Source organism: Lapidilactobacillus gannanensis (assembly GCF_003946675.1).
Lineage (GTDB): Bacteria > Bacillota > Bacilli > Lactobacillales > Lactobacillaceae > Lapidilactobacillus > Lapidilactobacillus gannanensis.
Genome location: NZ_RHOT01000010.1, coordinates 27,535 through 53,320, shown reverse-complemented (window position 1 = coordinate 53,320; position 25,786 = coordinate 27,535). Strand labels below are relative to the sequence as shown.

29 protein-coding genes and 1 pseudogene are annotated in these 25,786 nt (G+C 48.7%); 6 read left to right on the top strand and 24 right to left on the bottom strand.

All coding sequences use genetic code 11. The features are described 5' to 3' along the window. Position 1 precedes the first annotated feature (1 nt). From EKM81_RS04290 to EKM81_RS04240, 11 genes are all read right to left on the bottom strand, one after another. Complete coding sequence (locus EKM81_RS04290; RefSeq protein ID WP_016383441.1) at positions 2-529, bottom strand: hypothetical protein; 528 nt, start codon at positions 527-529, stop codon at positions 2-4. Between the two features lie 10 nt (positions 530-539). Then, positions 540-1,535, bottom strand: a complete 996-nt coding sequence (locus EKM81_RS04285; RefSeq protein ID WP_016383440.1) for a bifunctional lytic transglycosylase/C40 family peptidase — start codon at positions 1,533-1,535, stop codon at positions 540-542. Next, a complete protein-coding gene (locus tag EKM81_RS04280; RefSeq protein WP_125648885.1) occupies positions 1,532-3,661 on the bottom strand; it encodes a CD3337/EF1877 family mobilome membrane protein in 2,130 nt (709 codons plus the stop codon). Before EKM81_RS04280 ends, EKM81_RS04285 begins: the two co-directional genes overlap by 4 nt. Then, positions 3,648-6,113 carry a conjugal transfer ATPase TcpF gene (tcpF, locus tag EKM81_RS04275; protein WP_125648882.1) on the bottom strand — a complete coding sequence of 822 codons (2,466 nt, stop codon included), beginning with the start codon at positions 6,111-6,113 and terminating at the stop codon, positions 3,648-3,650. The genes EKM81_RS04280 and tcpF overlap by 14 nt, the downstream gene beginning before the upstream one ends. Further along, positions 6,097-6,489 (bottom strand): conjugal transfer protein, encoded by a 393-nt coding sequence (locus EKM81_RS04270; protein ID WP_016383437.1) that lies wholly within the window; start codon positions 6,487-6,489, stop codon positions 6,097-6,099. Before EKM81_RS04270 ends, tcpF begins: the two co-directional genes overlap by 17 nt. A gap of 58 nt (positions 6,490-6,547) precedes the next feature. Next, complete coding sequence (locus EKM81_RS04265) at positions 6,548-7,045, bottom strand: antirestriction protein ArdA (RefSeq protein WP_125648879.1); 498 nt, start codon at positions 7,043-7,045, stop codon at positions 6,548-6,550. 3 nt (positions 7,046-7,048) lie between these two features. Further along, on the bottom strand, positions 7,049-7,270 hold the full coding sequence (locus EKM81_RS04260) for a hypothetical protein (RefSeq protein ID WP_003606383.1): 222 nt from the start codon (positions 7,268-7,270) through the stop codon (positions 7,049-7,051). Positions 7,271-7,368: 98 nt separating this feature from the next. Next, entirely contained in the window at positions 7,369-8,103 is a 735-nt protein-coding gene (locus EKM81_RS04255; RefSeq protein ID WP_125648876.1) for a DNA-methyltransferase, read from the bottom strand. 130 nt (positions 8,104-8,233) lie between these two features. Continuing rightward, positions 8,234-8,569: a hypothetical protein gene (locus EKM81_RS04250; protein WP_225420173.1), complete on the bottom strand. Its 336-nt coding sequence runs from the start codon at positions 8,567-8,569 to the stop codon at positions 8,234-8,236. Then, positions 8,550-9,740: an XRE family transcriptional regulator gene (locus EKM81_RS04245; protein ID WP_125648903.1), complete on the bottom strand. Its 1,191-nt coding sequence runs from the start codon at positions 9,738-9,740 to the stop codon at positions 8,550-8,552. Before EKM81_RS04245 ends, EKM81_RS04250 begins: the two co-directional genes overlap by 20 nt. A gap of 301 nt (positions 9,741-10,041) precedes the next feature. Next, complete coding sequence (locus EKM81_RS04240) at positions 10,042-10,302, bottom strand: hypothetical protein (protein ID WP_094516056.1); 261 nt, start codon at positions 10,300-10,302, stop codon at positions 10,042-10,044. Positions 10,303-10,384: 82 nt separating this feature from the next. Here EKM81_RS04240 and EKM81_RS04235 point away from each other — a divergent pair, with 82 nt between their 5' ends. Then, entirely contained in the window at positions 10,385-10,972 is a 588-nt protein-coding gene (locus EKM81_RS04235; protein ID WP_019864304.1) for a type IV toxin-antitoxin system AbiEi family antitoxin domain-containing protein, read from the top strand. Then, a complete protein-coding gene (locus EKM81_RS04230) occupies positions 10,969-11,826 on the top strand; it encodes a nucleotidyl transferase AbiEii/AbiGii toxin family protein (RefSeq protein ID WP_094516055.1) in 858 nt (285 codons plus the stop codon). The genes EKM81_RS04235 and EKM81_RS04230 overlap by 4 nt, the downstream gene beginning before the upstream one ends. Positions 11,827-11,828: 2 nt before the next feature. Here EKM81_RS04230 and EKM81_RS04225 read toward each other — a convergent pair whose 3' ends face one another. From EKM81_RS04225 to EKM81_RS04185, 9 genes are all read right to left on the bottom strand, one after another. Then, positions 11,829-12,104, bottom strand: a complete 276-nt coding sequence (locus EKM81_RS04225) for a hypothetical protein (protein ID WP_019864308.1) — start codon at positions 12,102-12,104, stop codon at positions 11,829-11,831. Beyond that, positions 12,094-13,482: an FtsK/SpoIIIE domain-containing protein gene (locus tag EKM81_RS04220; protein WP_019864310.1), complete on the bottom strand. Its 1,389-nt coding sequence runs from the start codon at positions 13,480-13,482 to the stop codon at positions 12,094-12,096. Before EKM81_RS04220 ends, EKM81_RS04225 begins: the two co-directional genes overlap by 11 nt. Then, positions 13,479-13,766: a hypothetical protein gene (locus EKM81_RS04215; protein ID WP_125648870.1), complete on the bottom strand. Its 288-nt coding sequence runs from the start codon at positions 13,764-13,766 to the stop codon at positions 13,479-13,481. The genes EKM81_RS04220 and EKM81_RS04215 overlap by 4 nt, the downstream gene beginning before the upstream one ends. Before the next feature lie 19 nt (positions 13,767-13,785). Further along, positions 13,786-14,037 (bottom strand): hypothetical protein, encoded by a 252-nt coding sequence (locus EKM81_RS04210; RefSeq protein ID WP_032799616.1) that lies wholly within the window; start codon positions 14,035-14,037, stop codon positions 13,786-13,788. Between the two features lie 13 nt (positions 14,038-14,050). Continuing rightward, positions 14,051-14,314 carry a hypothetical protein gene (locus EKM81_RS04205; protein ID WP_019864315.1) on the bottom strand — a complete coding sequence of 88 codons (264 nt, stop codon included), beginning with the start codon at positions 14,312-14,314 and terminating at the stop codon, positions 14,051-14,053. Between the two features lie 74 nt (positions 14,315-14,388). Beyond that, the gene (locus EKM81_RS04200) at positions 14,389-14,760 is read right to left on the bottom strand and encodes a YdcP family protein (protein WP_125648867.1); all 372 of its coding nucleotides are present in this window, start codon (positions 14,758-14,760) and stop codon (positions 14,389-14,391) included. A gap of 17 nt (positions 14,761-14,777) precedes the next feature. After that, positions 14,778-15,101 (bottom strand): DUF961 family protein, encoded by a 324-nt coding sequence (locus EKM81_RS04195; RefSeq protein WP_003606404.1) that lies wholly within the window; start codon positions 15,099-15,101, stop codon positions 14,778-14,780. 42 nt (positions 15,102-15,143) lie between these two features. Continuing rightward, the gene (locus tag EKM81_RS04190; protein WP_045137143.1) at positions 15,144-15,386 is read right to left on the bottom strand and encodes a hypothetical protein; all 243 of its coding nucleotides are present in this window, start codon (positions 15,384-15,386) and stop codon (positions 15,144-15,146) included. Position 15,387: 1 nt separating this feature from the next. After that, positions 15,388-19,197, bottom strand: a complete 3,810-nt coding sequence (locus EKM81_RS04185; RefSeq protein WP_191987262.1) for a SpaA isopeptide-forming pilin-related protein — start codon at positions 19,195-19,197, stop codon at positions 15,388-15,390. Between the two features lie 561 nt (positions 19,198-19,758). Here EKM81_RS04185 and arsC point away from each other — a divergent pair. Continuing rightward, positions 19,759-20,172 carry an arsenate reductase (thioredoxin) gene (gene arsC, locus EKM81_RS04175; RefSeq protein ID WP_125648862.1) on the top strand — a complete coding sequence of 138 codons (414 nt, stop codon included), beginning with the start codon at positions 19,759-19,761 and terminating at the stop codon, positions 20,170-20,172. A 180-nt stretch (positions 20,173-20,352) separates the two neighbouring features. Here arsC and EKM81_RS04170 read toward each other — a convergent pair whose 3' ends face one another. Then, positions 20,353-20,634, bottom strand: coding sequence for a hypothetical protein (locus EKM81_RS04170; protein WP_125648859.1), 282 nt, complete (start codon positions 20,632-20,634; stop codon positions 20,353-20,355). A gap of 374 nt (positions 20,635-21,008) precedes the next feature. Between EKM81_RS04170 and EKM81_RS04165 the strand changes: the two genes are divergently transcribed. Both EKM81_RS04165 and EKM81_RS04160 read left to right on the top strand, forming a co-directional pair. Beyond that, on the top strand, positions 21,009-21,686 hold the full coding sequence (locus EKM81_RS04165; RefSeq protein ID WP_125648856.1) for a rhomboid family intramembrane serine protease: 678 nt from the start codon (positions 21,009-21,011) through the stop codon (positions 21,684-21,686). Between the two features lie 85 nt (positions 21,687-21,771). Beyond that, a complete protein-coding gene (locus EKM81_RS04160; protein ID WP_125648853.1) occupies positions 21,772-22,770 on the top strand; it encodes a tRNA dihydrouridine synthase in 999 nt (332 codons plus the stop codon). A gap of 113 nt (positions 22,771-22,883) precedes the next feature. Here the strand turns inward: EKM81_RS04160 and EKM81_RS04155 are convergent, their stop codons facing one another. The 3 genes and pseudogenes from EKM81_RS04155 to EKM81_RS04145 form a co-directional block, all read right to left on the bottom strand. Beyond that, positions 22,884-23,261, bottom strand: coding sequence for an NAD(P)-dependent oxidoreductase (locus EKM81_RS04155; protein ID WP_125648850.1), 378 nt, complete (start codon positions 23,259-23,261; stop codon positions 22,884-22,886). Next, entirely contained in the window at positions 23,258-23,521 is a 264-nt protein-coding gene (locus EKM81_RS04150) for an NAD(P)H-binding protein (RefSeq protein ID WP_125648847.1), read from the bottom strand. The genes EKM81_RS04155 and EKM81_RS04150 overlap by 4 nt, the downstream gene beginning before the upstream one ends. A 493-nt stretch (positions 23,522-24,014) precedes the next feature. Next, positions 24,015-25,058 (bottom strand): annotated as a pseudogene (locus EKM81_RS04145) (SDR family oxidoreductase). A 113-nt stretch (positions 25,059-25,171) separates the two neighbouring features. On the opposite strand from EKM81_RS04145, the gene EKM81_RS04140 reads away from it, so the two are divergent. After that, the gene (locus EKM81_RS04140) at positions 25,172-25,729 is read left to right on the top strand and encodes a TetR/AcrR family transcriptional regulator (RefSeq protein WP_125648844.1); all 558 of its coding nucleotides are present in this window, start codon (positions 25,172-25,174) and stop codon (positions 25,727-25,729) included. Positions 25,730-25,786: the final 57 nt, after the last annotated feature.

The window sequence follows — 25,786 nt, the reverse complement described above, 5'->3', positions numbered from 1 at the left end:
GTTAAGTCACCCTGTCCTTTCTGATTTCGTAGCAGCGGTAAAAGTCATCATAAATATCGAGAAACTGGGTGAACAGGCGTTGCAAGGAGATGCGCTTGTAGCTTGCGTAGTCGGTTTCAATGTACTCGCCGAGTTCCCGGTCGTGGTCGAAGTAGTCTTCGGCCAGGTGGCGTTCACGGTCGAGAATGTACTTACGGTCTACTGGCGCGAACACCTTACCAACGAGCCAGTGATCCACCGCGACTTCATGCGCGACGGCCAGTCGATATTCGCGACGGTGGCCGTACTCCATTTCAGGCATTCGATCCACGAAGCGTTCGAGCACAACGCAGAGGTCATCAGTGTTGGGTAGGCGCTGCTTAAAGAACTTGATCCGTTCCCATTCAGCGGAGGCGAAGTCTAGTTCCTTATTGCGCAGCGCATTGTTATCGCCGAATTTGAGATCGACGTGGGCTTTTTGGAGCGCATCGTCGTAGGTGTTAGTAATCAGTTCCATCCAGTCGAAGTAGCTGATGCCAGAACCATCCATTCAGCTTCACCTACCTTTTGACCCGGCCAGCACCAATCAGATGCGCTTGCCAGTATTTTGAATTCAAGTCGGCGTAACCGAGCGGATCACCAGCGTTGTACATTTTCATATTGCCGACATAGATCCCAACGTGGGTCACGTAGTCGGCGGTGTTGTAGGTTGAGTGGAAGAATACCAAGTCGCCTGGCTTGGCGTCTTTGATGTTCAAGTGGGCGGTAGCGTCGTATTGTGCTTGCGCCGTGCGTGGCAAGGTGATGCCAGCCTTGGCATAGGACCAACTGGTCAATCCAGAACAGTCGAAGCCAGTGGCTGGCGTTGAGCCGCCAAACACGTAGGCTGTGCCTTGGTACTTGAGTGCTTCGGTCATGATGACTTGCACCGTCTTGTCGTCGAACTTCGCGCCATCCGTGACCAGGTATTGTGAGATCACCTTGACGTAATACATGTTGCCGTAAGCGTAGCGCCAGCCGGTGTCCGACACCGGATTCGTATACTTGACCTGCTTGCCGCCAGCTTTCGCTTTGGCAAAATCACTTGCCAGCTCAAAGGTGTATTTCTTGCCATGCTTTGCCACATAGTCAATAAATCCGCCACCGAAGTTATAGCTTTGAATCGCAGTGTTGAGATCCACATCGGCAGCCTTCATGCTTTTGACCAGTGACGCGAAATACTTGACGCCTTGCTTGATTGAGGCATCAGTACCAAGTGTATTGACCGGCAGTCCCAGTGATTCACTGGCTTGCATCACGTCGCCACCTTGGCCGCCAGATTCGACTTGCATGATGGCAAGAATCACCATGACCTGATCGGTGATACCGAATTCTCGGCAGTATTTCTCCACAGTCAGCCGGTGCTTGAGAACCGCAGCGGAGAGGCTCATGGCATCGGTGGTGAGCGCGGAGTTTGGCGGGTCTTCTTCATCGTCGCTGGCGATCACGGTGAAGAACAACATGCCTAACATGATGATTGGCAAAGCGGCTAGTGCCAACCAACGCCAGAGTTTCATCGTTTCTTCGTACGCGCCTTGGCCTTGGAAATCCGCTGCGGCTTTAGCGTGTGAGGTCTGGTTGCTTTTTCTGGGACGAGTTTCAACGGTTTCGGTGCGGCCTTGTGTGTCTTCGGTGGCCGAGTACCGTTGGTGGTCTCGGTTGGTGGCGTGTTAGTCGGCGTGATGGGACGCTGACTAACCGGCTTGATCGTGCGCCGCTTGGTTTGCGGTGTTTGTGACGGCTTACCGACTAACTTGGTGCGATCGGCAGTCATGCCAGCGGGACGCTTGCCCTTGATTGTCGCAAGCGGTTTGCGCAGTGGCTGACTAGGATCAGACGTTGGTTTGCGGCGTGGCGTACCAGAAGCTGACCTCGGCTTGGCACCAGGGGTGATGGCGAGCTTACGGTCACGCATCTGTTGACGGTGCTTCTCGCGTTGTTGTTCGCGTTCTTTTGCATTAGCGGCACGGCGGTCCTTGAAGTTACCTTTCGCCGTTTCCGTTGCGTCTTTGGCTAACTCTTTGCCGCGATGCAGACCATACAAAACGTTGGTTGGCGCGTCTTTCACCTGATTCAAGCCGCGTTTGGTCTTGTCCTTGAGCTTGTTGCCGACATCAGAGACATCGGCGAGCTTTTCACCAAGACGCTGACTGCGTGGCTTTTGCACTGGCTTAGGCTTGGGTGCGCCGTTCGTTTGTTCACGTTGGCCGGTGGCGGGGAGTTGCGGGGCGTGTGCTTTACCCATGCCACGCGATAGGAACCGACCAGCCATTGCACCGCCCATCGCACTGCCGACAAATTGCCGCAGCATTCGATTGCCACGCCTTGAGAAGCGTTGTGCCCCTTGTTGGGCGTCAGAGCTGTGTAGCTGCATCATACCCATCAGATCGCCGAGCTTCATCCAGACGCCAGCAAAAATCGTGACTTGCAGGAAGGCGACGAGGAAAAACGGCGAGGTGGCGGACAAGCCGTAAACCATCGCTGACAGGGAGAACGCCACTGTTAGCACCAACGTCACGCCGACGCGGGTCATGATCGTGTTGAACAGCTTCATGATGTTTTGCTTCATCAGGCCGTTGAACGAGGGCAACATGGCAAGCAGGAACGACACCGGTAGGAACGTCGCGTAAATGATGAACAGGATCTGCGAGAACAACATCATTGCCGTCAGGAAGAAGACGAACAAGGTAATCGCGATATTGAAGATCACAACGAAGGTGGTTGTTCCCAGCCGATTGATAGTCATGGTCGGCGCAAGGTTTTCGTTGTCCTTATCTTCGATTTCGGCGCGCACCAAGTCCGTTCGGGTCTTGCCTTTATCCCCGAACGGATCAGCCTTCATCAGTTGGTTGACCCGATTCTCGCCGACTTCACCAGCATCGCTGTCGCCAAATTGCAACAGTGTCCAGGGCTGCTTGACCTGAATCTCAAACAAGGTGTCACGGATTGCATCCACGCCGGACTTGTTGGTTGACGTGTTCGTACCGAGAATCATTTTGGAGCCGGTGTTCAAGGCGCTGGTGCTGATGTCGGAACTGAATTCATTGATCTTGCTGATGTAGCTGGGCGCGTAAGCGATGAAGCTGGCGGAGGTAATGAAGATCACCACGAAGTTGACGATTGCCGAGATGGCTTTTGAGGTTTCCCGCTTGATGATGCCAGTGTAGGCGACGTAGATCCCAACGACTAGCGTGATCAACAACAACAATCCTGGGTAGAAGCCGTCAGTTGAGAAGCCGTTTTGCGAAACGCCTGCCAGCAACTGCATGTTCTTCCCAATCGCGGCCGAGGTGTCCTTGATGAAGTCCAGCGAGTAGGCTTGCTGGATCAAGTACCCGGCGGCGTTTGAAAGATAGACAGATAACGTCCACAAGAAGTTGGTGACGGCATACAGCCCGTAGTTGACCGATTTGCCAATCCCGTCGCCCCAGTTCCAAGGTAGCCAGTCCCAACTCGTGTCCACGAAGTAGTCGAGCTGATAATGCGACAACGGGTACTTGGCATATTCAGCGGAGCCGCCAGAGTGATCATCCACCAGCCCAGCGGCGTGAACCGGTTGACTGCCAGCCACGAGTAGCACCATCATGAACCCTGCCGCCAGTCCCAGAAATAGGAACAGTCGGCGCCGATTAGCTTTGGTCATCAAGATTCACCTCCTTTGGCTTTGGTGGCCGAGTGTCAAACGCTTTGTGCAAGTGCTCAAAGATGTAGTCGAAGTGCAGCACGCCGACGTGTCCCCAGATGTCTTGGAATAGGCACTCGCCATTATCCAAGGAACGGAGCCGGTTTTGATTGCCTTCGTCTTCGGCGTCGAGACCAAAGAAGGTCAGCGTATTTTTGATTTCTGTGATGTCGGTGCTGCGGAAGGCAAATTTCTGGGCGATGTTGTTCTTCATCTTTTCGTCCAGCAGATCGTCCGCATTTTGCGTCACCAAGTAGACCCCGGCATTCATCGAGCGTCCTTCACGGATTAGCTTCATTGACAGTGCCTTGCCTTGCGCGACGTTCAAAAACGCCCAGGCTTCGTCCAAGTCCACAATCTTGAATTGCGAGCGGTCTTGGTGAATGAAGTCGATGGCAAAGGTGCTGATAATCATGAGCATCGCGACCGAAAGCATTTCGGCAGTGATGTACTCGTCTTGCGTCTTGTCGGCATCAGGCAGCACGAGGTCAGAAATTTGCACGATGTTGATCTTGCGGTCAAGTGCGATGGTGCGGCGAGCCGTGCCATCCGAAAACAGCAGCGCGGCAAAGTCGTAGTCCGTGAAGGATTCGATGTGATCGGCGATATTACGAGCAATGTCAGTATCTTCGCGGCGGAGTTCATCAATCACCTTGAGCAGTCCTGGTTCTGGCGCTTGCGTGACCGCACGAATGGCTTTGCGCAAGGTCGGGAACCGGTCAGCGTCGCGGCTTGAGATCCCAGTTAAGAAGGTCAACGTGTCCACCGCGAGGCTTTCCGAATCCTTGAGGTTGGACAAAATGATATAGGGGTCGAGCATTCCGCGATTGGCTTCTTCGCTGGTGAGCGTAACGATATTGATTTCATCACCCATGAAGTCGAGATTTTCCGCCCAGCCAGTCCGTTCAGACTTCGGGTCGAGAATCAGCGCTTGTGCGCCGTATAGCACAGCGTAGTAGACAAGCAAATTGTTGGAGAAAGATTTCCCGCCACCGAGGCTACCCAGAAAGGCAGCGGACAAGGCGTTGGTGACGGTGCCTTTGATCCCTTGCGCGGCGATGTCTGGTTGAAGGTAGACATTGCGCCCGGTATCCACGTTGTAGCCGATGTAGATCCCTTCCTTTTCACCCAGTGATTGGGTGGCGCCAAAGCCGAGGCTGGCAATGAAGTCACTGGTGACGTATTGGATATAGTCGTTGATATAGCGCTTGGATGCCGGGATAAATTCGCCATGCAGACCGAGCATGTCACCGAACGGGCGCACGAGCTTGATGTTCAGGCTGTCGTAGAAATCGAGGATCTGATCGGCGCGACGCTTCATTTCGTCTTCGCTGCGGCCAGAGACGCGGATCACGTAGGAAATCTTGTACATGGCGTCTTTGGTTTGGTCGAGGGTGCTTTCCAGTTCATCGACGGAATCCAAGGCATCACTGACGCCGCGTGTGGTTTCGTTGCCAGATTCATAAGCGTGGGAATCCAAGTCCTTGAGTTCTTTCTTCTTGTTGCGCACCTTGGTCAGTGCCTTTTTGTTCGTTACGATCTCAACGTTCAATGAAGTGTCGATTGGAAAATCGAATTGGCTTTGCTGGAAATAGAAGATTTCAGAGCCGGGGAACTCTAGCTCACCCACAATGTCTGAAAGCGTCAGATAGGTAACGTAGGTTTCCTCCAAACCGTGAGTGATCTTGAGTGACCTTTGGTGCTGCTCAATCAGCGACCGCGTGGGCTTGATCAAGTCGTAGCGCTTGACGATGGTGTCACGCTTGTTGCTCATGCGCGGCAGGTGGTATTCGTAGTCGTCGTAATCTTGACCAGTCATGCCATAAAGGTGCTCCAATAGGTAGCCGAAATCGTTCTTGTCGAGTGGGCGCACCTTGAAGCGGCGACCGATTTTTTCGGCGAGAAACTTGGCGGACTTGGCGTAGCGCTCCACTTCGGCGTTGCTCATGGTCATGAAGTCACCGGCAAAGGTTGTGTTGAATTCGGCGAAGAAGTCGCGAATGCCAAGGGAGATGTCTTTGAACATCGACTTGGCAGTGATTTCGGCGTCGTTAAGCAATAGCTTGAAGCCGATGTAGAAACGGTAGTCCACTTGATTGTCACCGATGTTTTCAGTCAGGGCTTCGGCTTGCCCGTCGATGTGCTGGAAGGCGACGTCTTTCAGCGACCCTTTCACCAACTGCTTTGAGCGATCGAGGGTGTCGCGGACGCTGGCTTCGGTGGCGAGTTGTAAGAGGTGTAGCTTGCCATCGCGATTTTGGGAGATTAGCTGGCGGAAGTTTTCGTGGACTTGTTGCTTTTGTTCAGGTGAAAGAAACGAGTAGTTGTAAGGGACGAGTTCAAAGTAGGCGAAGCTTTCTCCGTCTGTGTTCCAGACCAGATTGTCTTCGATGTACTTAATGGGAAATTTCATGGTGATACCTCCAAACGTAGGTCACAGCAGCGGTTTGTTTCTGCTTCTGTGCCTTCACAGGTTTACCAGCATAGGTCAGCTTCGGCGCAAAGGCGTAGTTGATCACCGACCGCAAGAAGCCGACGGGTTTCTTGTTGTCGAAGGTCTTTTGGCTCATGAACCAAGTGATCCCAGCCGGCAGACCGACGTATTTGAGAAACGCGCCGTCGATCAGAGATAGCGGCGGCAAGTCGCCGAGCAGCATCACCACAAACAAGCTGACAATGAACCAGGTCATTTGCGTGAAGGTGATCGGAAACGGCAGCGTCAAGTCGTTGATGGCGTAGAGCACCTTTTCCACTGACCAGATGCTGGTATAGGAGCGGACTTTCTTCATGTGATCTCCTTTCGATGAGATAAAAAGACTGACGCCTGTTGCAGCGCCAGTCCAGCAATTATTCTAGTAATTGGAAAATGCCGTGCGGGGTTTCAACGTAGCCTCCTTCAATCTCAAGGTCACGGCCAACCTTGGCATAGTCGATATAGTTTTCAACTTGAGGTGGAATATCGCCGAACCAGCCTTCATCGGCCAGGGTTTCGGCTAGTTCAGTCATATTCGCAACGTGGTAGCAAGCGATGTCCTCCTTGTGGGCGGCGAGTTCAACCACGTTGTCATACCATTCGCCAATCAGCTCCTTGATGGCAGGGTAAATATCGGTGCCTTTCAATGCTTCAACGGCTGCGGCAGCTTCGTTGATCTCACCAATCGTTGAATACTCACTAAAGACAACGGGGCCTTCGTAGTCCTGAACCATGTATTCTTCGTACTGGTCGTTCAGTCCTAGCTTTTCAGCGAGTTCTTCGTTGTTGATTGGCGGCGTGAACCATGCGCCGACGATCTCGCCCTCGTTATACTTGCCAAGATTGGCAATAAAGACTTTGATATCGTCCATAGGCTAAGCCCCCATGACGCGGTTGAACAAATTCAGCAGTACGTCTTTGACCCCGGCGGTGTTGAACACCAACCCGACGGCAATGATCGCGATGACGAGAAAGCCGATGAGCTTAGAGAACTCCCTTTTGAAGCCGAGGTAGACCCCAATAATGGCAATCGCCATCAGCACCAAGCTCTGCGCGTTGGAAGTGAACCAATTAAACAAGTTTTGTCCGAAATTCATAATAATCATCCTTTGATTTTTAGTTTAGTGACCATGGCTCCTTTCAAGATTGCCGCTGTTTTGGCGCGGTCAGCGGCGACCGGATCATGAGTGATGAATCAGAATAGTTCAGTTTGAGTTGCGTGGTGGTGCTTGATGCGGTCAAGGGCGCGCCGCCAGTATTCTTCGCTAATTTCATAGCCGATGAAGTGGCGGTCAGTGTCCATTGCAGCAATCGCGGTGGTGCCAGACCCCATGCAGTTATCCAGCACGATCTCGCCGGGTTGGGTGTAAGTCTTGATGAGGTAGGCAAAAAGATCGACAGGCTTTTGCGTCGGGTGCCAGCCGGTGCGATCAGACTTGTAGTTGAGCACGTCAGACGGGTAGTTCGTCCATTCTTGCGTGTAGCTATCGGGAGCGTTCCACGGGTGCAGTTGATTGGAATTTTCATACTTACGCGAGTTGACGGTTTTGTTATAGGGGAGCAGTCCTTGAGGAAAATACTTCATGCCTTTGGTGTCAGGGGAGTTACCAAAGTTGGCCGTACCCGACTTGGAGAAGACGAGAATCTCCTCGAAACGGGATAAGGGGCGGTTCTTGGCATTGACGAAGTTGGTGACAGTATTCTTGATCCAAACCCACTTGTAGCGATACAAGGCCGGGTTTGATTGCACTAAGTCCGCAGAGAACCGTTCAGTTGCGGTTAGCACAATCGCGCCTTGGGGTTTGATGAGCCGTTCGTATTGACCCCAGAGGTGGGAAAACGGAATCACCTTGTCCCAAGCGTTGGCTGTGGTACCATACGGCAAGTCGCACAGGATCATGTCGATAGAGGCTGTCGGTAAGTCCGCCATACCTTCCAGACAATCGCGATTGTAGATGACGTCTAGTTCGATTGCGTTGATACTCCTTTAGTTGAATTTGTGACCATCACTCCTTTTTGAATTGCGATTGTTTTGGCGCGGTCAATCGCGACCAAGTTTGTTAATCGAAAAACAGGTCTTCCACTGGTGCAGCGAAGACCGGCCAGCCTGATTCTTCGGCTGTTTGATAAAGCAGTCGGCGCAGCTCACCGTAGTTCAAGGCGCGCCCATCGCGGCCAATCAGAGCCGCTGGGTGTTCTTGTTGCTGGTGCCGCCAAGCGATGTAGCCTTGTGCCGCGAAGCCAAAACTGTTCATGTCGCAAATGCGCCGGTACTTCTTGTGCTCGACGACACCGACTAATGTCGCCTTGTAGACGTAAACGTTAAGCACGCAGTCTTTGAATGCCTTGCCTCGCAGCGGGTGAGAAGCCAGCACGTCATTGACCAAACATGTCACCTCCTAGTTCCTCGCTGCCGACAGTCTGTTGCTCAATAAGCTTGAGGTGCTTGTCGGTTAGTTCGGCATCCTTGATCATGAGCTGCAAATCAGTGGTACCGAAGTAGTTGTCAATTTCCTTGATGACCTTGAGCGTGGGCATGACTTGCTTTTGGAGCCACGCCTTGGTCTTGTTCAGGTCAAAGGGCTGGGGATCGGTAGTCAGACGAATCGGCTGGCGTCCGTTACCGATAAAGTATGCCCAGCGGTCGTTGAGCGGCCACTTCAAGCGGCTTTTATCAGGGACAACATCTACAAACCGCATATAACGGGTGATGATACCGAACGCGACCTTTTCGGCGTCACGGGTAATCAGCATGTTCTCAATCGCCTTGATTGCTCGCTCGTTTTTCAAGCGAATTTCAAACCGGTTGATGATCGGCGTGTCAGCAATCGAGATACCGCGCTTGGCAGCTTGTTCGGCTGCCTTTTCGTAGATGCAGAAGTACACGTCGCTTTTCATCGTGCCGACGTAAAGCGTATTGCCTCGGCCAGCCTCGTCGAGATCCACGAGCTTACCCGATTGCAGCCCTTGGAACGATCGCATGACAGAGATGCACTCGTTGTTCAGACACTTATTGACCAGTTCTGGGATGCTTAGCAGGCCAACCATGTCGTTAATCGCAATATCAACCCGCTTGAAGATGCCGCCAGCTTCATCGACCCGAAGAAAGTAGTCGTACCAGGTTTCACCGTGACTTAGCAGAATGCCTTCAAATTCACGGCAGCCTTGGCCTTTCATCTCAACCAGCGTGCCAAGGTTTGAGCCAACCGGCGCGACCATGACCTGAATGTTGGAAAAAATATACATGGCCGAATAGCCGTAGAAGCCATGTTCCTCAAATATCAGGTGTTCCGGGGTTAGGCCGAGAATCTTGGTGATCACGGCCTTGGCGTCATGGGTTGGAAAACGCACGCGCATGTAGTCAAACATCAGCGTTAGTTCTGGTTCATCGTTCCAATTCTTGAGCAGCCGGTCGATTTCCATTTGCAGCGATGAACTAGGGTTAGTCTTGCCGTTCTCCACTTGAACGTAATGCATCCGCGTGACACCTAAGCGCCGGGCGACTTGAGCTTGGGTCAGCTTGAGTTGCTTGCGTTTGATTTTAGTTTTTTCATGCCATGAGCACATGGCAACGCTCCTTTCAAAAAATGATGGATTGGGGTTGCCATCCATCATTTTGTCTTTTTCTATTGAAACGCCGTCATATCAACCTTTCTACCCTGTGTTCAGGCACAGACGTTGTATTTAATACCCCCCTGTTAGAGTACTGGGGGTAAGCGGTCGGCGCCAGCCGACCGCTGCCACTCACGCTTGCGGCTTTTGCGCTGCACGCCGCGCGTGGCGGCAGGGTGCAGCCTTGCTGAACAGATTGGTTAGTCATAGTCCTGCTCCTTTCAAAGGCTTTGTCTTGACGACGGCGTGTAGCCGATTAGTAATGATGCGCCCAGCTATGATAGGTGAGCTGCATGCCAGTTTGCGTCATGTTAGCTGTGAACCAGAAGTAGACGGGCTTGCCCGAAATAGTGCGATCACCGACGAGCTCGAGCCAGTGATCGCCGTCTTCGTAAGGCTCAATGTAATCGCACATTTCCAGCAGGGCGTCTTCTGCGTCCTCTGGGGTTCCAGCTATAATCGTGTCAGCGTAGTCTTCCTGAAAACGACTTTGATTGTTAATAATTGGTATTCTCATGGGTTCTCCTTTCGTACTTGTGATTTCACGTTTCAAGCATCGTTATATGGTATAATGATGCTTGAAACGTGAGGCGAACTTAATGTCAGATTTAATTGAATCCTTCTTGAAGCAAAATAACGGGCAGGTAACGACTGCGGATGCTAGAAAACTTGGAATTGATCCACATCTGCTTATTGATCTTGCAAACCTTGGTAAGCTAGAACGAGTAGGGCGTGGGGTGTATATTGACCCGGCGATATTTGAAGATGACATGTATATCCTTCAGTATCGTTTTAACAAAGGTATCTACTATAAAGACACTGCGCTCTTTTTGCATCATATGATCGACAGGACACCGGATCGTTACCAAATGAATTTTCCTCGCGGCTATAATGCAAGTTCACTCGGCGAGTTTCCTGTGCGGGTCTATCGTCAAAATGTAAAGTGGCATGAGCTAGGCGTTGAGGAAGTGCTGTCTCCGGGTCAGCACAAGGTACGGGTCTACAATATTGAGCGAACCCTCTGTGATATTTTACGAGCGCGTGATTCATCAGATTCGGAAACTATTCGTCAAGCAATGATTAGCTATTCGCAGCTAAAGCAAAAAGATATTGGGCGGCTGGTACGCTATGCAGATTTGTTCAAAGTTAGAGAAAAAATCAACAACTACATGGAGGTACTACTGTGAAACTAGGTTTTTCAAATGGGCAACAGTTCAAAGCCAAGGTGCGTAACCTTGCCAAGGAAAAGCAGATTGATCCCCAAATATTGATGCAAGAGGTGGCGTTAGACGAGATTGTAGATCGTATTTCTCGTTCGCCTTACCGGGATAACTTGATTCTCAAAGGCGGGTTTCTAATCGCGTCAATGCTAGGTGTTGATACACGGGCAACTCGTGACGTTGATACCTCGATCAAAGGCTTGCCGGTAACAAAAGAGGAAATCCTCAAAGTGTTTACGGACATCGCTGATATGAACGAGCCAGACAGCGACGTAACAATCAGAATTGCTAAGATTGACGATATTCGTGTCGCCGCAGAATACGCTGGGTTTCGCATTCATATCGAAGCAAAGATCTACAACAGCGTCGTAGATACGAAGATCGATGTTTCAACGGGGGACACAATCACGCCCCGCGAAATTTCATGGCATCATCGTACGATTTTTAATGATCAAGATATTCTAGTTATGGCTTACAATATGGAGACCATTCTTGCCGAGAAACTCGAATCCATGGTTGTGCGGCAAGAACTTAATTCGCGTATGAAAGACTTCTACGACTTGTATCTGTTCGATAAGGTGCAACGGCAGAATATTGATTTCAAAGTCTTAAAGGATGCATTGCACGCGACGGCGGATCTTCGTGGTTCGGAAGCACTGTTGCCGCGATACGCAGAAATCATTGCAACATTGCGTGGGTCTGTGCTATTGAAACAGCGCTGGGAAAAGTACCGAGTGGCCTACGTATACAGTGAGAACGTCACTTATGAAGCCACCTGCGATGCTGCATTAGATCTGGTGAACGAGATCGGATTACCATAGATCTACTCCTCATCGCCTTCATCTGCGACATTGGTGTAAGTCATGACCAAGCCACCGTCGTCGCCAGTAGTGACGTTGAACCAAAAGCGCTTCGGAAAACGATCAGCGGTAAGGCCGCCGGGAGCGCCCATCCAGATCCGTGAATCTGGGTACTCGTGGGCGTGCATTGCCATCCATTCAAGTTGGTCTTCCGCGTCTTCGTCGGATTGGAAAGGCAAGTTCTCGTGAAAGTCGTTGAGGAATTGCGCGTGGTTTTCGATTTTGACATCAGTGCTCATTTGATACCTCCTGTTCTGTTGGGGTTGCGGGTACGGTATTGGCTACGGCACCAATTTCGGTGAGGAAATCATAGCCGCGCGGCACTAGTGGTGTGTAAAATTCAGAGATCACGCTGCCGCCAGTGTCCACATAGCCGCGTCCCTTGATCGGTTTTTGAAAGAAGTCTTTATTGGTTTCGCCGAACATCATGGAATAGCCCAGCTCACTCATGCGCCCAAGCGCAACGCGGAACATGAACTGATCTCTTATCCCGTCGCCTAAATATTTTGCGTCAGGCCGTTGGCAAGCCAACACGAGGAAGAAGCCGGCTTGACGGCCAAGCATGACAATCTGTTTGAGCTTGGACATGACTTGCATAGCATCGCGGCCAAGCATATCCATGAAGGCGACATATTCATCAAAAATCAGAAAGTGGGCGGGTAGTCCAAGATAGGCGTAGTTCTCGCCGGTCTTGTACCCGTCCATTTGTTTCATTTTGTCGTTGCGCGCCATCATGTCCTGATAGAAGGTTTCAAGCGCACCAAGCATGGCCTCCTTCTTCGAGTAGACCCCTGGCATCACGTCTGCCAGATCGGCAAGGTCGGCATTTTTCGGGTCAAGAATGGTGAGTTGGGCACCGTCTTTCAGAAGTGCTTCAATCAACGTCAAAATGAAGTAGGTCTTCCCGCCACCAGTGCCACCAGCGATTAACATGTGAGGCAGTGCGTCATAGTGCCAAGCCACAGTTTCCATGAGCTGAATGGAGCCGTGTTCACAGGTCACGTCAGCAATGGTGATACGCTTGCCGATCGTGTCGTAAAGCAAGGTGTACTCGACATAAGAATCGTGCAAGATCTTGTCTACCAGCTCACAGTAAAGACCGGCTTCGAGCTTCTTTTCCAAGTGCAGGAGCTGATCTTGATAGGAAGACATGACGATTTCAACGGAAACGTGGATCAGCCCGTCTTTGAGCCGGTAGTAGATTTTGGGAAAGTGCGAGATCTTCTCTTTGGTGCGCGTTGAGCCTAAGTCCTTGAAGAAACTCTCGCTGTTGGTTTGGTCAGTTTGGTACCATTTATTCTCCATGATCATGCGGGCGAGCTTTTGGCGGTGTTCCATCTGCTTGTAGGAATCCGCAAACCAAGTTCGATATGACCACAAGCCAGCGCCAAAGAGTAGCGCTGTGCATAAACTGTTAATAATCAGCGGTAGCCATGACCAAGGCAAGGCGGCCACGTCCGGCCAACTAAACAACTTCCAGTTGATTTGTCTTAGCAGCGGCCAATAGGCAATGGCAGCTCCAGTTACCCACAAGCAAACCACAACCGTCATCGCCGTGTTGTAGAGTAAGTTGCGTTGACGGGGATAGACCCGTGTACCGCGATACGTGAGTTTCATTCGTCAATGTTCACTCCGTCGTAGCCAATCACGAGACCAAGTGGACTACTTGAAACGTTGAAACCAAAGCGCGCGCCTTGAAGGTAGGCTTCGGGTTTCGCACACTGCTCGCTGGCTAAAATCAGGTCACAAGCATTCATGCCAGCTTGAATCGCGTGATTAGCTGCGTCGATTAAGTTGATGATGACGTCACCAGTGGGTGATGCACCGTTGTCAAAGTCAGCGATGTGTTCGTAGTGAAATTGAAAGTCGTCCAGGTTGACGAGGGTTACTTGATCATTCATAGAAATTCTCCTTTGGGCGTTACTTGACGCCAATATATTTGATAGCGGGTTGTCGGTCTTCGGTGTCGATATTGAAACTGAACTCTTTGGATTCATGATCGCGGGTACATTCGCCGTCTACCCAAATGGAAAATGGTTCATCAGGATTGGCCTGTTCGGCGGCCATCAGTACCATGTCGATCAAAGCGTCAGGGCTGGGGTCGTGGTAATCAGGGTCAACTAGTTCGGGATAGTCCTCCAAAAAGCCGTCAATGCTTAGTGCTTGTGCCATGTCATCAGTCCTTTCATTCATCGCTGACGCCCAGATACGAGAGCCGCAAGCCATCTTCACCTTCGTATGAAGTGAACGAGAACAGCTTATTCATGCCGTCGTTGGTCTGTTCACTGTCGAAATGTAGGTGTTGGTAAGATTCAGGGCTTTCTTCCATGAGTTCCACCATGTCTTGCAGAATCTCGTCTGGGTCAAGGCGGTAGTCGTTGTCGATTTCTTCGTTATAGTCGTCGATGAACACTTCACGACCAACTACGGTCAATGTGGAAGTCATCATCTATGGTCAACTCCTTTCATGAGTGGTAAGCAACCGCCGCAGCGGGCGGCGCGCGTGAGGAGTGGGGCAATGAGCTATTTCTTGTCATTGTTGCTTGGCTTCTCCTGTGGCTTGACCGGTGCGGTGGCAATCACGAGATCCTTGGCCTTCATGTACCACGAAGTTTCGACGCGGTTGAAGTTCGCGTTTGCCACGGTGTCGATCACTGGGTCAACCAAAGCAACAATCTGGTTGTACTTGAAGTCTTTGATTCCAGCTTCGGCCGGAATGGAAACCTGAATCATCATTCCCTGTTTCATGGACTTCAAGTCATAGGTGCGTTCCTTCACGTCGTCAGTACGATTGCCGTCTTCGTCTTGCACGAAGCGTTCGCGGCGCTGGCCGGAGAATTTTAGGACGCCAAAGGTTTCTTCTAAGTCGATAACGATGCCTTCTGCTAATCGCATGTGAGTTCCTCTTTTCTTTATTTGACTGGGACAATATCGTCGGCATTGCAGATGTAGCGCACAAAGGCTTGTTCACCGATCCGGTAGCCAACGGTCGCAATCCGCGGCTTGATGATGGTGACCGGTGCGTCAACTTCAATGCTTTCGGCCTTGTCACCTTTCTTCGCCGGAATAGTGATTTCGATGTTGTCGGTGCGCTGCAAGTCGGAGAACAACTCGTAAGTGCGGGAGACAACCTTGCGGTTGTCACGATCTCCTTCTGACAGTTCGCGCTTGAGCGAGCCGAAGTATAGGTGACCGAACGTCTTTTCAATATTTGGTGCAACAAATTTGAGTTCCATGTTGAAGTCTTCCTTTCGTATTCAAAAAGCCGGGTAGTTGGGCTACTCGGCTGTGGCTTGGTGATAGTATTCGGTTAGTTGTTGGAGCAGATAGTCGTAAAACGATTTGGAGATTGGGTGAACCGTGCGGCCATCAGCGTATCGTGGGAACTGAATATACCAGCGATACTGACCTTCGATGAGCTTCACGTTTTTCAAGATCAGCACATGATCCAATACGATGTCTCCTTGGAGCAGCACGTCGCCACCGGGATCAGGGTACATATTGATAGAAGAAATGCGCATGTTACTTGCCGTCTTTCTTCTTGGCACCACCGATCACAACCATTGCAGCGAGGACGCCGAGCAGCAGCACTACACCGATGACGATGAGCCAGCCGGAGGTCGCGTTACCGGTTTGTGGGAGGCCAGGCTTAGGTGTCTGCTTGTCGGTCATGACGGCCTTCACGATTTCGCCATCCTTAGTGATCTCGAATGGCACGAGGGCTTCACTAATTTCGTAGCCCTTTGGTGCGTCGTATTCTTGGAAGCTGTACTTGCCAGCAGGCAAATTGCCGAAGGAGAAGACCCCGTTCTTGTCGGTGCGACCAGATACGACCGTCTTGCCGTTTTCGTCCAGAATGCGGATGCCGGTGTTTGGCAGCCGCTTCCCAGTAGAAACGTCGGTCTTGGTCAGTTCGCCTGTGCCTTTGATCAAGTCGTTGGTCAGTTCAAAGTCGATAGTCGGTTCCTTGGCATCAGACTTGGTCTCACCAATCTGCTTATCCTTACTATCGAAGATCGTCACGCCGTCCTTAGTAGATACGAGCTTGAGGGTTTCCTTATAAAGAACAAGGTTAGTAGCAGAAGGCTTGGATTCACGGAGATAGAAGGTGCCCACAGGCAAGTGCTTGATGGAGCCAGTGGAATCCTTGCAAACGGTGATGGTCTGAATGACCTTTTTGTCAGCGTCAAGCAGTTCAAAAATCGCACCAGCAGCGTTACCGGTCATCGCGTAGGAGTAGCCTTTACCCGCAACCAGCGTAGCAATTTCATTGATCTTCTTGAATGACAGTTCGTTTTCGTAGAGCTTGTTGCTAATCACCTTGCCGTCATTGAGGTCGATGTGCTTGATTTTCTCATTGTCAGTGGTGTGGAAATGGAAGCCGTACATCGTGGTATTCAAGTCGTGCTTCTCACCGGCATCAAGTTCCTTGACGTAGTAGTAGCCTTCTGGCAACTGGATCGCGCCAAATTCACCTTTGCCGTCTTTGACCGTCGTGGTGGCGACGAGTGATTCAGAAGGAATCACAGTATCGCCGATTTTGGTTTCGCCTTGCGTGAACAAGCCGAAAGTCTGACCGTTGGCCGCGATGTTCTTGATAACTGGGAGGTTGTCCTTCCAGCCGGTGATGCTTTCTTCTTGCTTGTTTAGCGAAACGTCGAGCTGCTGGAAGTCGTTCTTTGCTTCAAGTGAGGTGGAGGTTACCGTCACTTCTTGCCCGGCATACTTGAGTTCAAAAGCAATCGGATCGGTATTCATAATGAACCCGTTTGGTGCAGAGATTTCAGTTGCCGTGTACTTGCCAAGATAGAGTTCTGGGGTCTGAATCTGACCTTGAGCGTCAGTGGTGCCGGTAGCAACCACGGCACCCTTGTGGGCACGAACGGTACCGTCAGCGGTCGTAATGTCTTCGGCTGCCTTGAACTCGAACCTCGCACCAGCTAAGGCGGTATAGTCGTACTTGAACTTGTACTGATCGCCGTATTCAGTTTCAACCTTTTCGACGGCGACTGGGGTAGCCCCGGTCTTGGTCAAGGTGGCGACGCCCTTTTGGGAGAGGTCAGCGAACTTAATGACCACGATGCCGTCCTTATGGCTACCATCGATGGTGAACTTGGCTGGTTCCTTAGCCAGTACATAGCCTTCTGGAGCTTGAACTTCTTCGAGTTGGTATTTGCCGTAGCCGAGCGCTTCGGCTGTGATCAACTCGCTGGAATTGTCGGTAGCGAACTTGTCAGTCGTACCGGTCTTGTCGGCAGTTGGCTGGACTTCGTATTTGTTGGTTCGTAGGTTCTTAATCCGGAAGATTGCACCAGCGCGCAGCACAGTCTTACCAGTTTCGGTATCGACCTTAACAACACGCAGCTTTTCTTCGATAACCTTGTTTTCGATGCTGTAATGCTGGGACTTTTGGGTACCGTCAACCGTGACTGTGAACGGCTTGATGCCGTTATAGCCCGTTGGGGTCTTGGTTTCAGTGACGGTGTAGGTATCGTAAGGTAGATCCGTGAACTTCACGTAGCCTTGCGCATCGGTGAGGGCAGTGCGAACAACCTTGCCAGTCGTCTTGCTGGTGACAGTGAACTGGGTGCCCTTTAGCATGACTGGCTTAGTGCCTTTGCCTTGAGTTGCCCAGTCGTAGTTACCGTACTTGAGCAAGTCGAGGTCGCCAGTGATGACTTGTTCCTTGACCGTCGTGGTAGCGGCGGTAGTGGTCACGTTCTGCCCAGCGTATGCCAGCTTGAAGGGATGCTTTTGCGGATCAAGCACGTAGCCAGTCGGTGCCTTCACTTCTTGCCAGTAGTAATCGTCCAGTTCCAAACCGGAAACAGAAGCGATGTTGTTGGCAATCGTCACCGACTTCACGAGCTTGTCATCGGCTGCACGGTGGAGTTCGTAGACAGCGCGGTTAAGGCTGGCAGCGCCTTGTGGCTGCTTACCCGTAACGGTGTCAACTTTTTCGATGGTGGCGGTGCCGCGTTGTTCTTGATCAGTCGTATCGACGTGAGCAGTAGTGACCGCGACAGTTTGACCAGCATACTTCAATTCAAACGGCAGCTTGGCTGTATTCAGAACGTAGCCAGCAGGAGCTTTTTCTTCCAGCGCGTAGTAGCTACCAAGCTTGAGATTCTGCAAGGTGCCTCTGCCGTTACCGTCAGTGGTGATTGCGCCAACCCGTGTGCCGGTGCTTGTGTAAATGCCGTAGACAGCACCATTAAGCGAGTAGTAGGCATTGAACATGTCGCTACCGAACTCACGCCCAATCTTGGCGAGGGTCACGTTACCGAGCTGTTCCTTGTTGCCGAGGACAACTTCAACGGTCTTGCCGGGTTCGATGGTGACTTCCTTGAGTTCACCCTTGTTGACGTAGCCGTTAGGGGCAGTGACTTCGCTGATCTTGATCTTGGTACCAGCTTTGATCCCATTCAGAGCAGCATAGCCGTCAGTGCCAGTTGTGACTTCCTTTGTGGTGCCAGCGTATTCAAACTTGAGCTTAGCACCCGGTAGCGCCTTGTTGGTGTCGGCGTCAACCTTCTTGGCCTTCACGTTACCGTTCAAGTTGACCTTGATTGGCAGGCTAAACTCACCGTTGTTGGAGAGCTTGAAGTTGACGAGTTTTTGTTGTGAGCCTTTCGTGTAGACGAAAGAAGTACCAACGTCAGCGGCCTTTGCAATCGCGTAAGCCACCTTGCCGGATTCCTTCGACTGGGCAGTAGCCGTCAGCGTGAGCTTGTTGCCGGACTTGGTGATCTTGAGGTTCGCGGTGTTTGCCGTTTGCTGGGCGAAAGCTGCGAGCCGTCCGTTGGTGTCAGTCAACGTGATTGAATCACCAACGGCGAGCGTGATCTGTTTGCCGTTGAAAGACGGCTTACGATCATGCGCGGCGACCTTATCGAGAATCGCTTTCTTTTCAGACTGATAGGTCTTGTTTGGTGTGGTGAGCAACGAATCGCCGAGCGTTTCCCAAATAATCATCTGGGTCACGGCGTAGTTGCGATTGGTTGGTTTTTGGTAGTAGCCGTAGTAAGCGATCTTGGCTAGTTGATCCTTCTTAGCGTCGGAGTAGGCGCTGGGGTTGTAGCCAGAGCCGCTCATATCGAGATCGACCCCGTGCTCCACACAGAAGGCAACTTTGCCGTCCACCTTTTTCATCCACATACCGGTGTCCGTCCAATGTAAGCCATTGAACAGATGCAGGTGCCAAGTATTTCGCCAGTCAGCGACCTTGGTGTTGGTCATACTGGCGGCGAGAGCGATTGAGGCGGGGACAAAGAGTTGGACGAATAGCATAATCAATGCGGCGAAAATTGAGGTTCGCCGAGCTGCTTTCATCAATGTAATTTCCTCCATATTTAGTGATTTGTTCTTGATTAAAACGAATTTTGAGGACAAAAAAAGCAGGTCTGGTTACAACCTGCTTTACGTTCATTTGTGCGTTTGCTTTGCGTTAATCGTAGCTTTACGAAATGCCCATTTTGTACCAAATTAGGGCGTCACGCTCAAAACTCGTTGAAATTCCATAAAAGTGAGTGAATAGAAACGTTGATATAAAGGGACTTTGAAACTCGGTGAAACCGTATAAAACCGAGGAACGTAAAGCCAGGTCTTAAGAAAGCTCGTAAAGCTTCACAATTCTCAAAACGTTAATATATCCAGCATATCAATGTTTAAGACACTTCGCAATTTACTTTGTGAAGTGCCTTTTTTTGTAGTTGACAGGACACGTTTTTTACGTGCTTCGTCAAATAAGCTAATGACTCTTTTCCTAGACATCTAAGTTATAATTAATCTAGTTATTTTATTGTCATTTTTCCTATGCTACCTCAAAGTGTCAAGAATGATTTAGAAAACGTGAGTATACTAGCAGATTGGATACAATAGGAGCGAAAAAATTTGGAAAAAATATATTTTATTTGTACCGGTAATTCATGTCGTAGTCAAATGGCAGAAGGGTTTGCGAAAACAATTTTTCCAAAAGATTGGGAAGTTCAAAGTGCTGGGATTGAAGCACATGGTGTTAATCCTTTAGCAATTAAAGTGATGGCTGAAAGTGGTGTGGATATTTCAAATAACCAGTCAAAAACGATTGATGCCAAATACCTCAACCAATGTCATGTAGTGCTGACGCTTTGTGGAGACGCACGCGATCGATGCCCAATCACACCACCAGAAGTTAAGAGAATTCATTGGCCGTTAATTGATCCAGCGCTTGCTGAAGGAACTGATGCCGAAAAATTAGCTGTGTTCCGTCAAGTTAGAGATCAGATCAAGGGAAATGTGATTGACCTAGCTAAACAGTTATCATGAAATCCCCCGGGTTTTAACCATTCATGTAACTAGTAGTGGTTATAATATTTACTTGAACACTAGTGAGTCTTTACAAAAACATCCCTGCCATATACTGGCGGGGATGTTTTACTTTGGTAAGCGATGATTTGTGACGATATTGGCGCCAAAGCGCGTCAGCCATGATGACACGCTAATTGGTTAATAAGCTGGTTTAATTTCATATAACTGATAGAAGCCTTTTTTACGGTCATAAACGACACCACAGAGCTTCTTTCGTGGATTGTCATAGGAGAAAGATTCGTGATCGTTAAGGGCATAAGTAATCGTGCTTGATTTTGTGGGCGCAACCACAATCTCATACCTGGCCAGTTGGTGAGAACTAGCAGTTTGCAAGACGCTTTTGAGAAAAATACCAATCATGAGGCCCACCACTAACAGGATGATGGTCTCAAGTGGCTTACTTAATTTTTTCGTCTTCATTAGTGCCAACCTCATTTACTTCATATTTTTGGTACAATAATCACAAACTAATTATAACAATAATAGATGCATTGTCAAATTATTATTCAATTATCGGATATATTTATATGATTGCTGTATTAATCGCTGAATGATCAGGGTTTGCTTTTATTGCCAATAATTGAAGTTACAAACTATCATCAAAACGACAGGCTCATTGATAATTGCCTAAGAAAGATAACTATGAGAAAAGACTCGGACAAGATATTCTAGTTTTTTGTTACTCTTCCCTTATCGAGATTAGCGTTTAGTGCATAATCTTTGATTTCCTTTAATAATAGAATATAATGATTTTATTTACGTGAATTAAATTACTATTGGGGGGAGATAATCTGATGCGTGCAGTAAAAAAATTCATTAAGCACTACTTTGTAACGATAATTTATACTGTTATTTGTTCGCTGACATTTATTTTATATTTTGTCGATCCCGATTTACAAATTAATCGATTGTTCGGTGACACAATTGATGCATTAAATAGTGGTGAGTTTTATCGGATTTTTACTTCTTTTTGGGTACACTATTCGCCTGACTTGTTGCTAGATTTAGTTCTTTTATTTGTTATTGGTCGACTCATTGAAGAGTATCTCGGGCATTTAACGCTGGCCGTTCTGTTTCCAATGTTTGGCATTGTTGGTAATATTGTATGTGATATCGCTAGGCAAATAATCCTAAAAAAATCTGTCAACGAAATGGCCCCTTCCTGGCTGAATACGAATGATTTATCAGGTATTTATACAGGTTCCTCGGTTGCGATAAATGCTTTGCTAGCTGTTCTATTACTCGCTATATTATTTTCATCGAAGATACGAAATACGTATCTATCTGGCCATCCAATAAAAATTACTTTCATGATCATGCTATTTTTATTTTTTGTTATAAGATGGATAACTCCAGTAATATTGCGTGAACAGTACTTCTTCTATGAGATTGCACACGTGATTGGATTTATATTGGGAATTTTTGCCTTTTTTCTTTATGCAGTCACAGCTAAACTGCAGTCTGACCATTGATCCGCACACACTTTTTAATTTGCCAATCTGCTCATATAATCGGTACAATGGTAAGTAATGTTAAATTTAATTGGAAGTGGAAAGTATGACGGAATCAAGTTATTGGCAGCAGATTGCTGATCAGGCTAAGCGCGAGCAGCGGCCTTTCTTTAGTTTGGCGCCAATGGAGGCCGTGACGGGTTCTGTTTTTAGACGAGTCGTCATGCGGGCCGCGGCACCTGATAATTTTTATACGGAATTTACCAATGCGTTGAGTATGACCCATCCCTTGGCCAAAGAAACTACTAAAGGTCGGCTTTATATTGATCCTGCGGAGTCACCGAAGCCAATTGTTCAATTATGGGGCAATGATGAGACAGACTTTGCCAAGGCAGCAGTTGCGGTGGCACAGCAAGGTTATCAAGCCATTGATATTAATATGGGCTGTCCTGACCCAGCGGTGCTGAAAAATCATAGTGGTAGTGATTTAATTCGCCATTTTGACACGGCTAAGGCTGTGATTGATGGTGCGCGGCAGGGTGGCTTACCAGTCAGTGTCAAGACGCGCTTAGGTTTTAGTGAAATCAATGAAATGGAAAATTGGATTCCGTTTCTATTGCAGCAACAGGTGCCAATTTTGACCGTTCATTTGCGGACGACCGTAGAAATGAGTAAGGTGCCGGCTCATTACGAGTTGATCGACCAGTTGGTGCAAATGCGCGATGCTTATGCGCCAGCCACATTATTACAAATCAATGGTGACATTGCCGATTATCAGGCCGGCATGAAATTAGCTCATGAACATCCTGGTGTTGATGGCATCATGATCGGCCGCGGCATCTTCATGAATCCTTACGCTTTTGAGAAAGTTCCTCAGGAGCATTCAGCCCATGAGTTACTTAATCTTCTGCGTTATCAATTAGATTTGTATGATGAATTTGTTGCTAAAGGTTTTTCAGGTCACTTTGCACCACTGCAACGTTTCTTCAAGATTTACGTGCGGGGGATGAAAGGCGCTGCTGCAATTAGAAATGACCTGATGCAAACCAAGACTACTGATGAAGCCCGCAAGATTGTTGATGAAATCGATCCTGGCGAGGAGTAGCGGTAGGAAAGACAATTCGTTGATTAAAATCAAAATTATTGATAAGTAACGGTCAATATAATAAGCCATTAAAACCAAATTGAACTTTGGTTTTAATGGCTTATTTTGTCGAATCAATCCTCGGCAACACTCATTAACTGATTTAAATATTGTGGTGCCTGTACTTCATCAATTAAGGCTGCGGCAAAGTCAGTGTAGGACACGACTGATTTACCCGCGGCGTTCTTTTGTACAACCTCGGCACTGGTGTGGTAATGACCAGTTGCTGGGCGGTCGAAGCTGTAGGTGACTGCTGGCGCCACCACCGTCCAATCAAAGCCAGTCGCTTGATCACGCAAGGTGGTGTAGGCTGCTTCCAAAACTAACGAACCCGTGCGTAAGCCGGATAATTTCATCATTAGCGTATCATAAAACTTCTTCGTTTTTTGATCATTGGTAAATAAATAGCTGGCGGCACCAACTGTCAATAAACGTTTATGCGAGTTTTTCAAGATATCGAGATAATGGTCATCACTTGAACATGTTCTTGCCGATTATTGCCATCAGAGTTTCCGAAAGCACTGATGATCACGTCAAAAGGTGCTAAATCAGATGCAGTAATTTGGAACACTTCTCGTTGAATAAATGGTACTTTAGCAGTTAATTTAGCTGGACTACGGACAATTGCCGTTACGTCTAAACCGCGATTTAAAGCTTGTGCTAATATTTTTTGACCGGATTTCCAAGTGGCACCAATAATGGCAATTTTCATGATTGAAGACTCCTTTTCAATTGAATGATTTTTTATTTTTCCAATATTCTGAATATAAAAGCATTTGAATTGTACTGCATACTCTTATTTTTGATTGTCTTAATTTTACCAACCACGCTGTATCGCCTTAACTTCTGACTAACATGAAATGCACTAAATCAACTCCGGACGGAATGGAGGGCGTGGTTGTCAGCCGCCAAATTATTGTTAGAGTGTGAGGAGCATCGGTCTTTCGGCGTAGAGTAACTGCAAATAATTGCTTGAGCTGGTGCAACCAGATTGAGTGATTATTTGCAGTTAATCATAGCCGTTTGCTGCTTCGAACACATTTAGTGCTTTAGCACTTACAATAAGACTTGTATTTGAGACTTTGCAGAGCAAAGGCTCAAATCAATGTCGGCCGCGTTCCACAACCAGCAAGCCCGCAATGGAGTCAGAACAGACTCTGTTTAATTAGCTTCATCAACGGTGTAGATTGTTAGAAAAGGTTGGCTTATTTTGTGACAATCCCTAAATCAATCATTGATTGGGCGGTGGCGATAATGGCGTCTTTGGCTGAACGTGGTTGCCAGCCTAATAATTTAACGGCTTTTTCATCGCTAGTGTCGGCGAAGTTATCGGTTAAAGTTGCTAACATTTTTAGAGATGGGTTGAATTTAGCAGCTAGCTTCAATACAAAATTAGGAATGGTTCTATGCGGTAATTTTTCCGCGTAAGCAGGGAAAGCTGTCCGTAGGATATTGGCCACATCCAGCATCGACAGAGTTTCCCCAGTAGTCGCTAAGAAACGTTCACCAGCTGCTTGAGGTGCCGTCATGGCCAGAATATGGAGGCTGGCGACGTCGCGAGCATCAATATAACCAGAATTGATTTTAGGGACTGCTGGGACTTTGCCGCTTAATAATTCTTGAATTTGACGGTTAAAGTGCGAATAATCGCTGGCTAAAACTGGTCCCATCACGCCGACCGGATTAATCGCGGCCATTTCCATGCCTTGCCCCTCAGTTTCTATGAAGTGCCAAGCGGCATGTTCTGCCATCGTCTTTGAACGTTGGTAAAGGTCTAACTTAATGGCGTCTAGATTCGTCCAATCTTTCTCAGTGAAAGGTTTCGTCCGTTGCTTGTCGTGGCCCATGCCGACAGCGCCATATGCTGAGGTTAGGACCACGCGTTTAACTCGAGCGTCGCGAGCAAATTTTAACACACGTAAGACGCCATTAACAGCGGTTGTGGTCATGGCCTCAGCATCGGCAAATTCACCAGTCGGTGTTGATGAGGCCACGCTCATGACATAAGTAGCGTCCTTCATGACTTGAGTCCAATTTTTGTCTGAGTTCAGATCTGCTTACACGAATTCAAGGTTTGCAAAATCACTGATGCCGCTGTTAGTGAGCATCGTTTTAACGAGTTCTGTTTTGGCCAAGGAACGTACGGTGGTCCGCACCCGATAATTTTGTTGTAAAAGTTGACTAATGATATGGCTGGCGATAAAGCCGGTGCCGCCAGTAACGACGACTAATTTTTGCTTGTTATTCATTTTTGCTCTCCTTACAGATGTTATACTTGTAACACAAGTGAGAATATCGTACAATGCTTGGGCAAGGTAAGCAAGGGCAAAAGTCGCATCTGTGACAGATTGGAGAAATTGTAATGGCAGCAACGAAACATGCACAATTAATTAAACAGGATTCCCGGGAGTATTTAACCACGGCGCTATTGCAGTTATTGCAAACAACTGATTTCAATGATATTAAAGTTTCGCAATTAGTGACGCGAGCAGGTGTGAGTCGAATGGCTTTTTATCGTAATTTTACAACGCTTGACGATGTGTTAGTCGCTTATTTCGAGCCTGAAGTTCGGCAGATTTTCGATGAGGTGCTTAATCATGTTTCACCAGCGGAAAAGTTACAGCGATTAAGTGAGTTTCTTGAACAATTCGGGGCGGCAATGAAGCTGTCGATTCAGCGACATTATGAACCGATTATCCGACAAATTTTTTTCGCGAATATGCAACGTTTTTATGAAAGTGAGCCGATGTTGCAACAGGTTCCAGCGACAAAACGCCGTTATTGGATTGGCTTCATGAGTGCCGGTATTTACGAGATTTGGCGCGAATGGTTACTTGATGAGCAGCAAGATACTTTGAACGATTTACATGAGTTAATTGCGGCGCTGCAAACGGCGACGTTTAAGGCGGTAATAAATTAAGCAGTCGCTATAAAAAATGGATTGAATTATAGGTCACAAAGAATTATACTACATGTG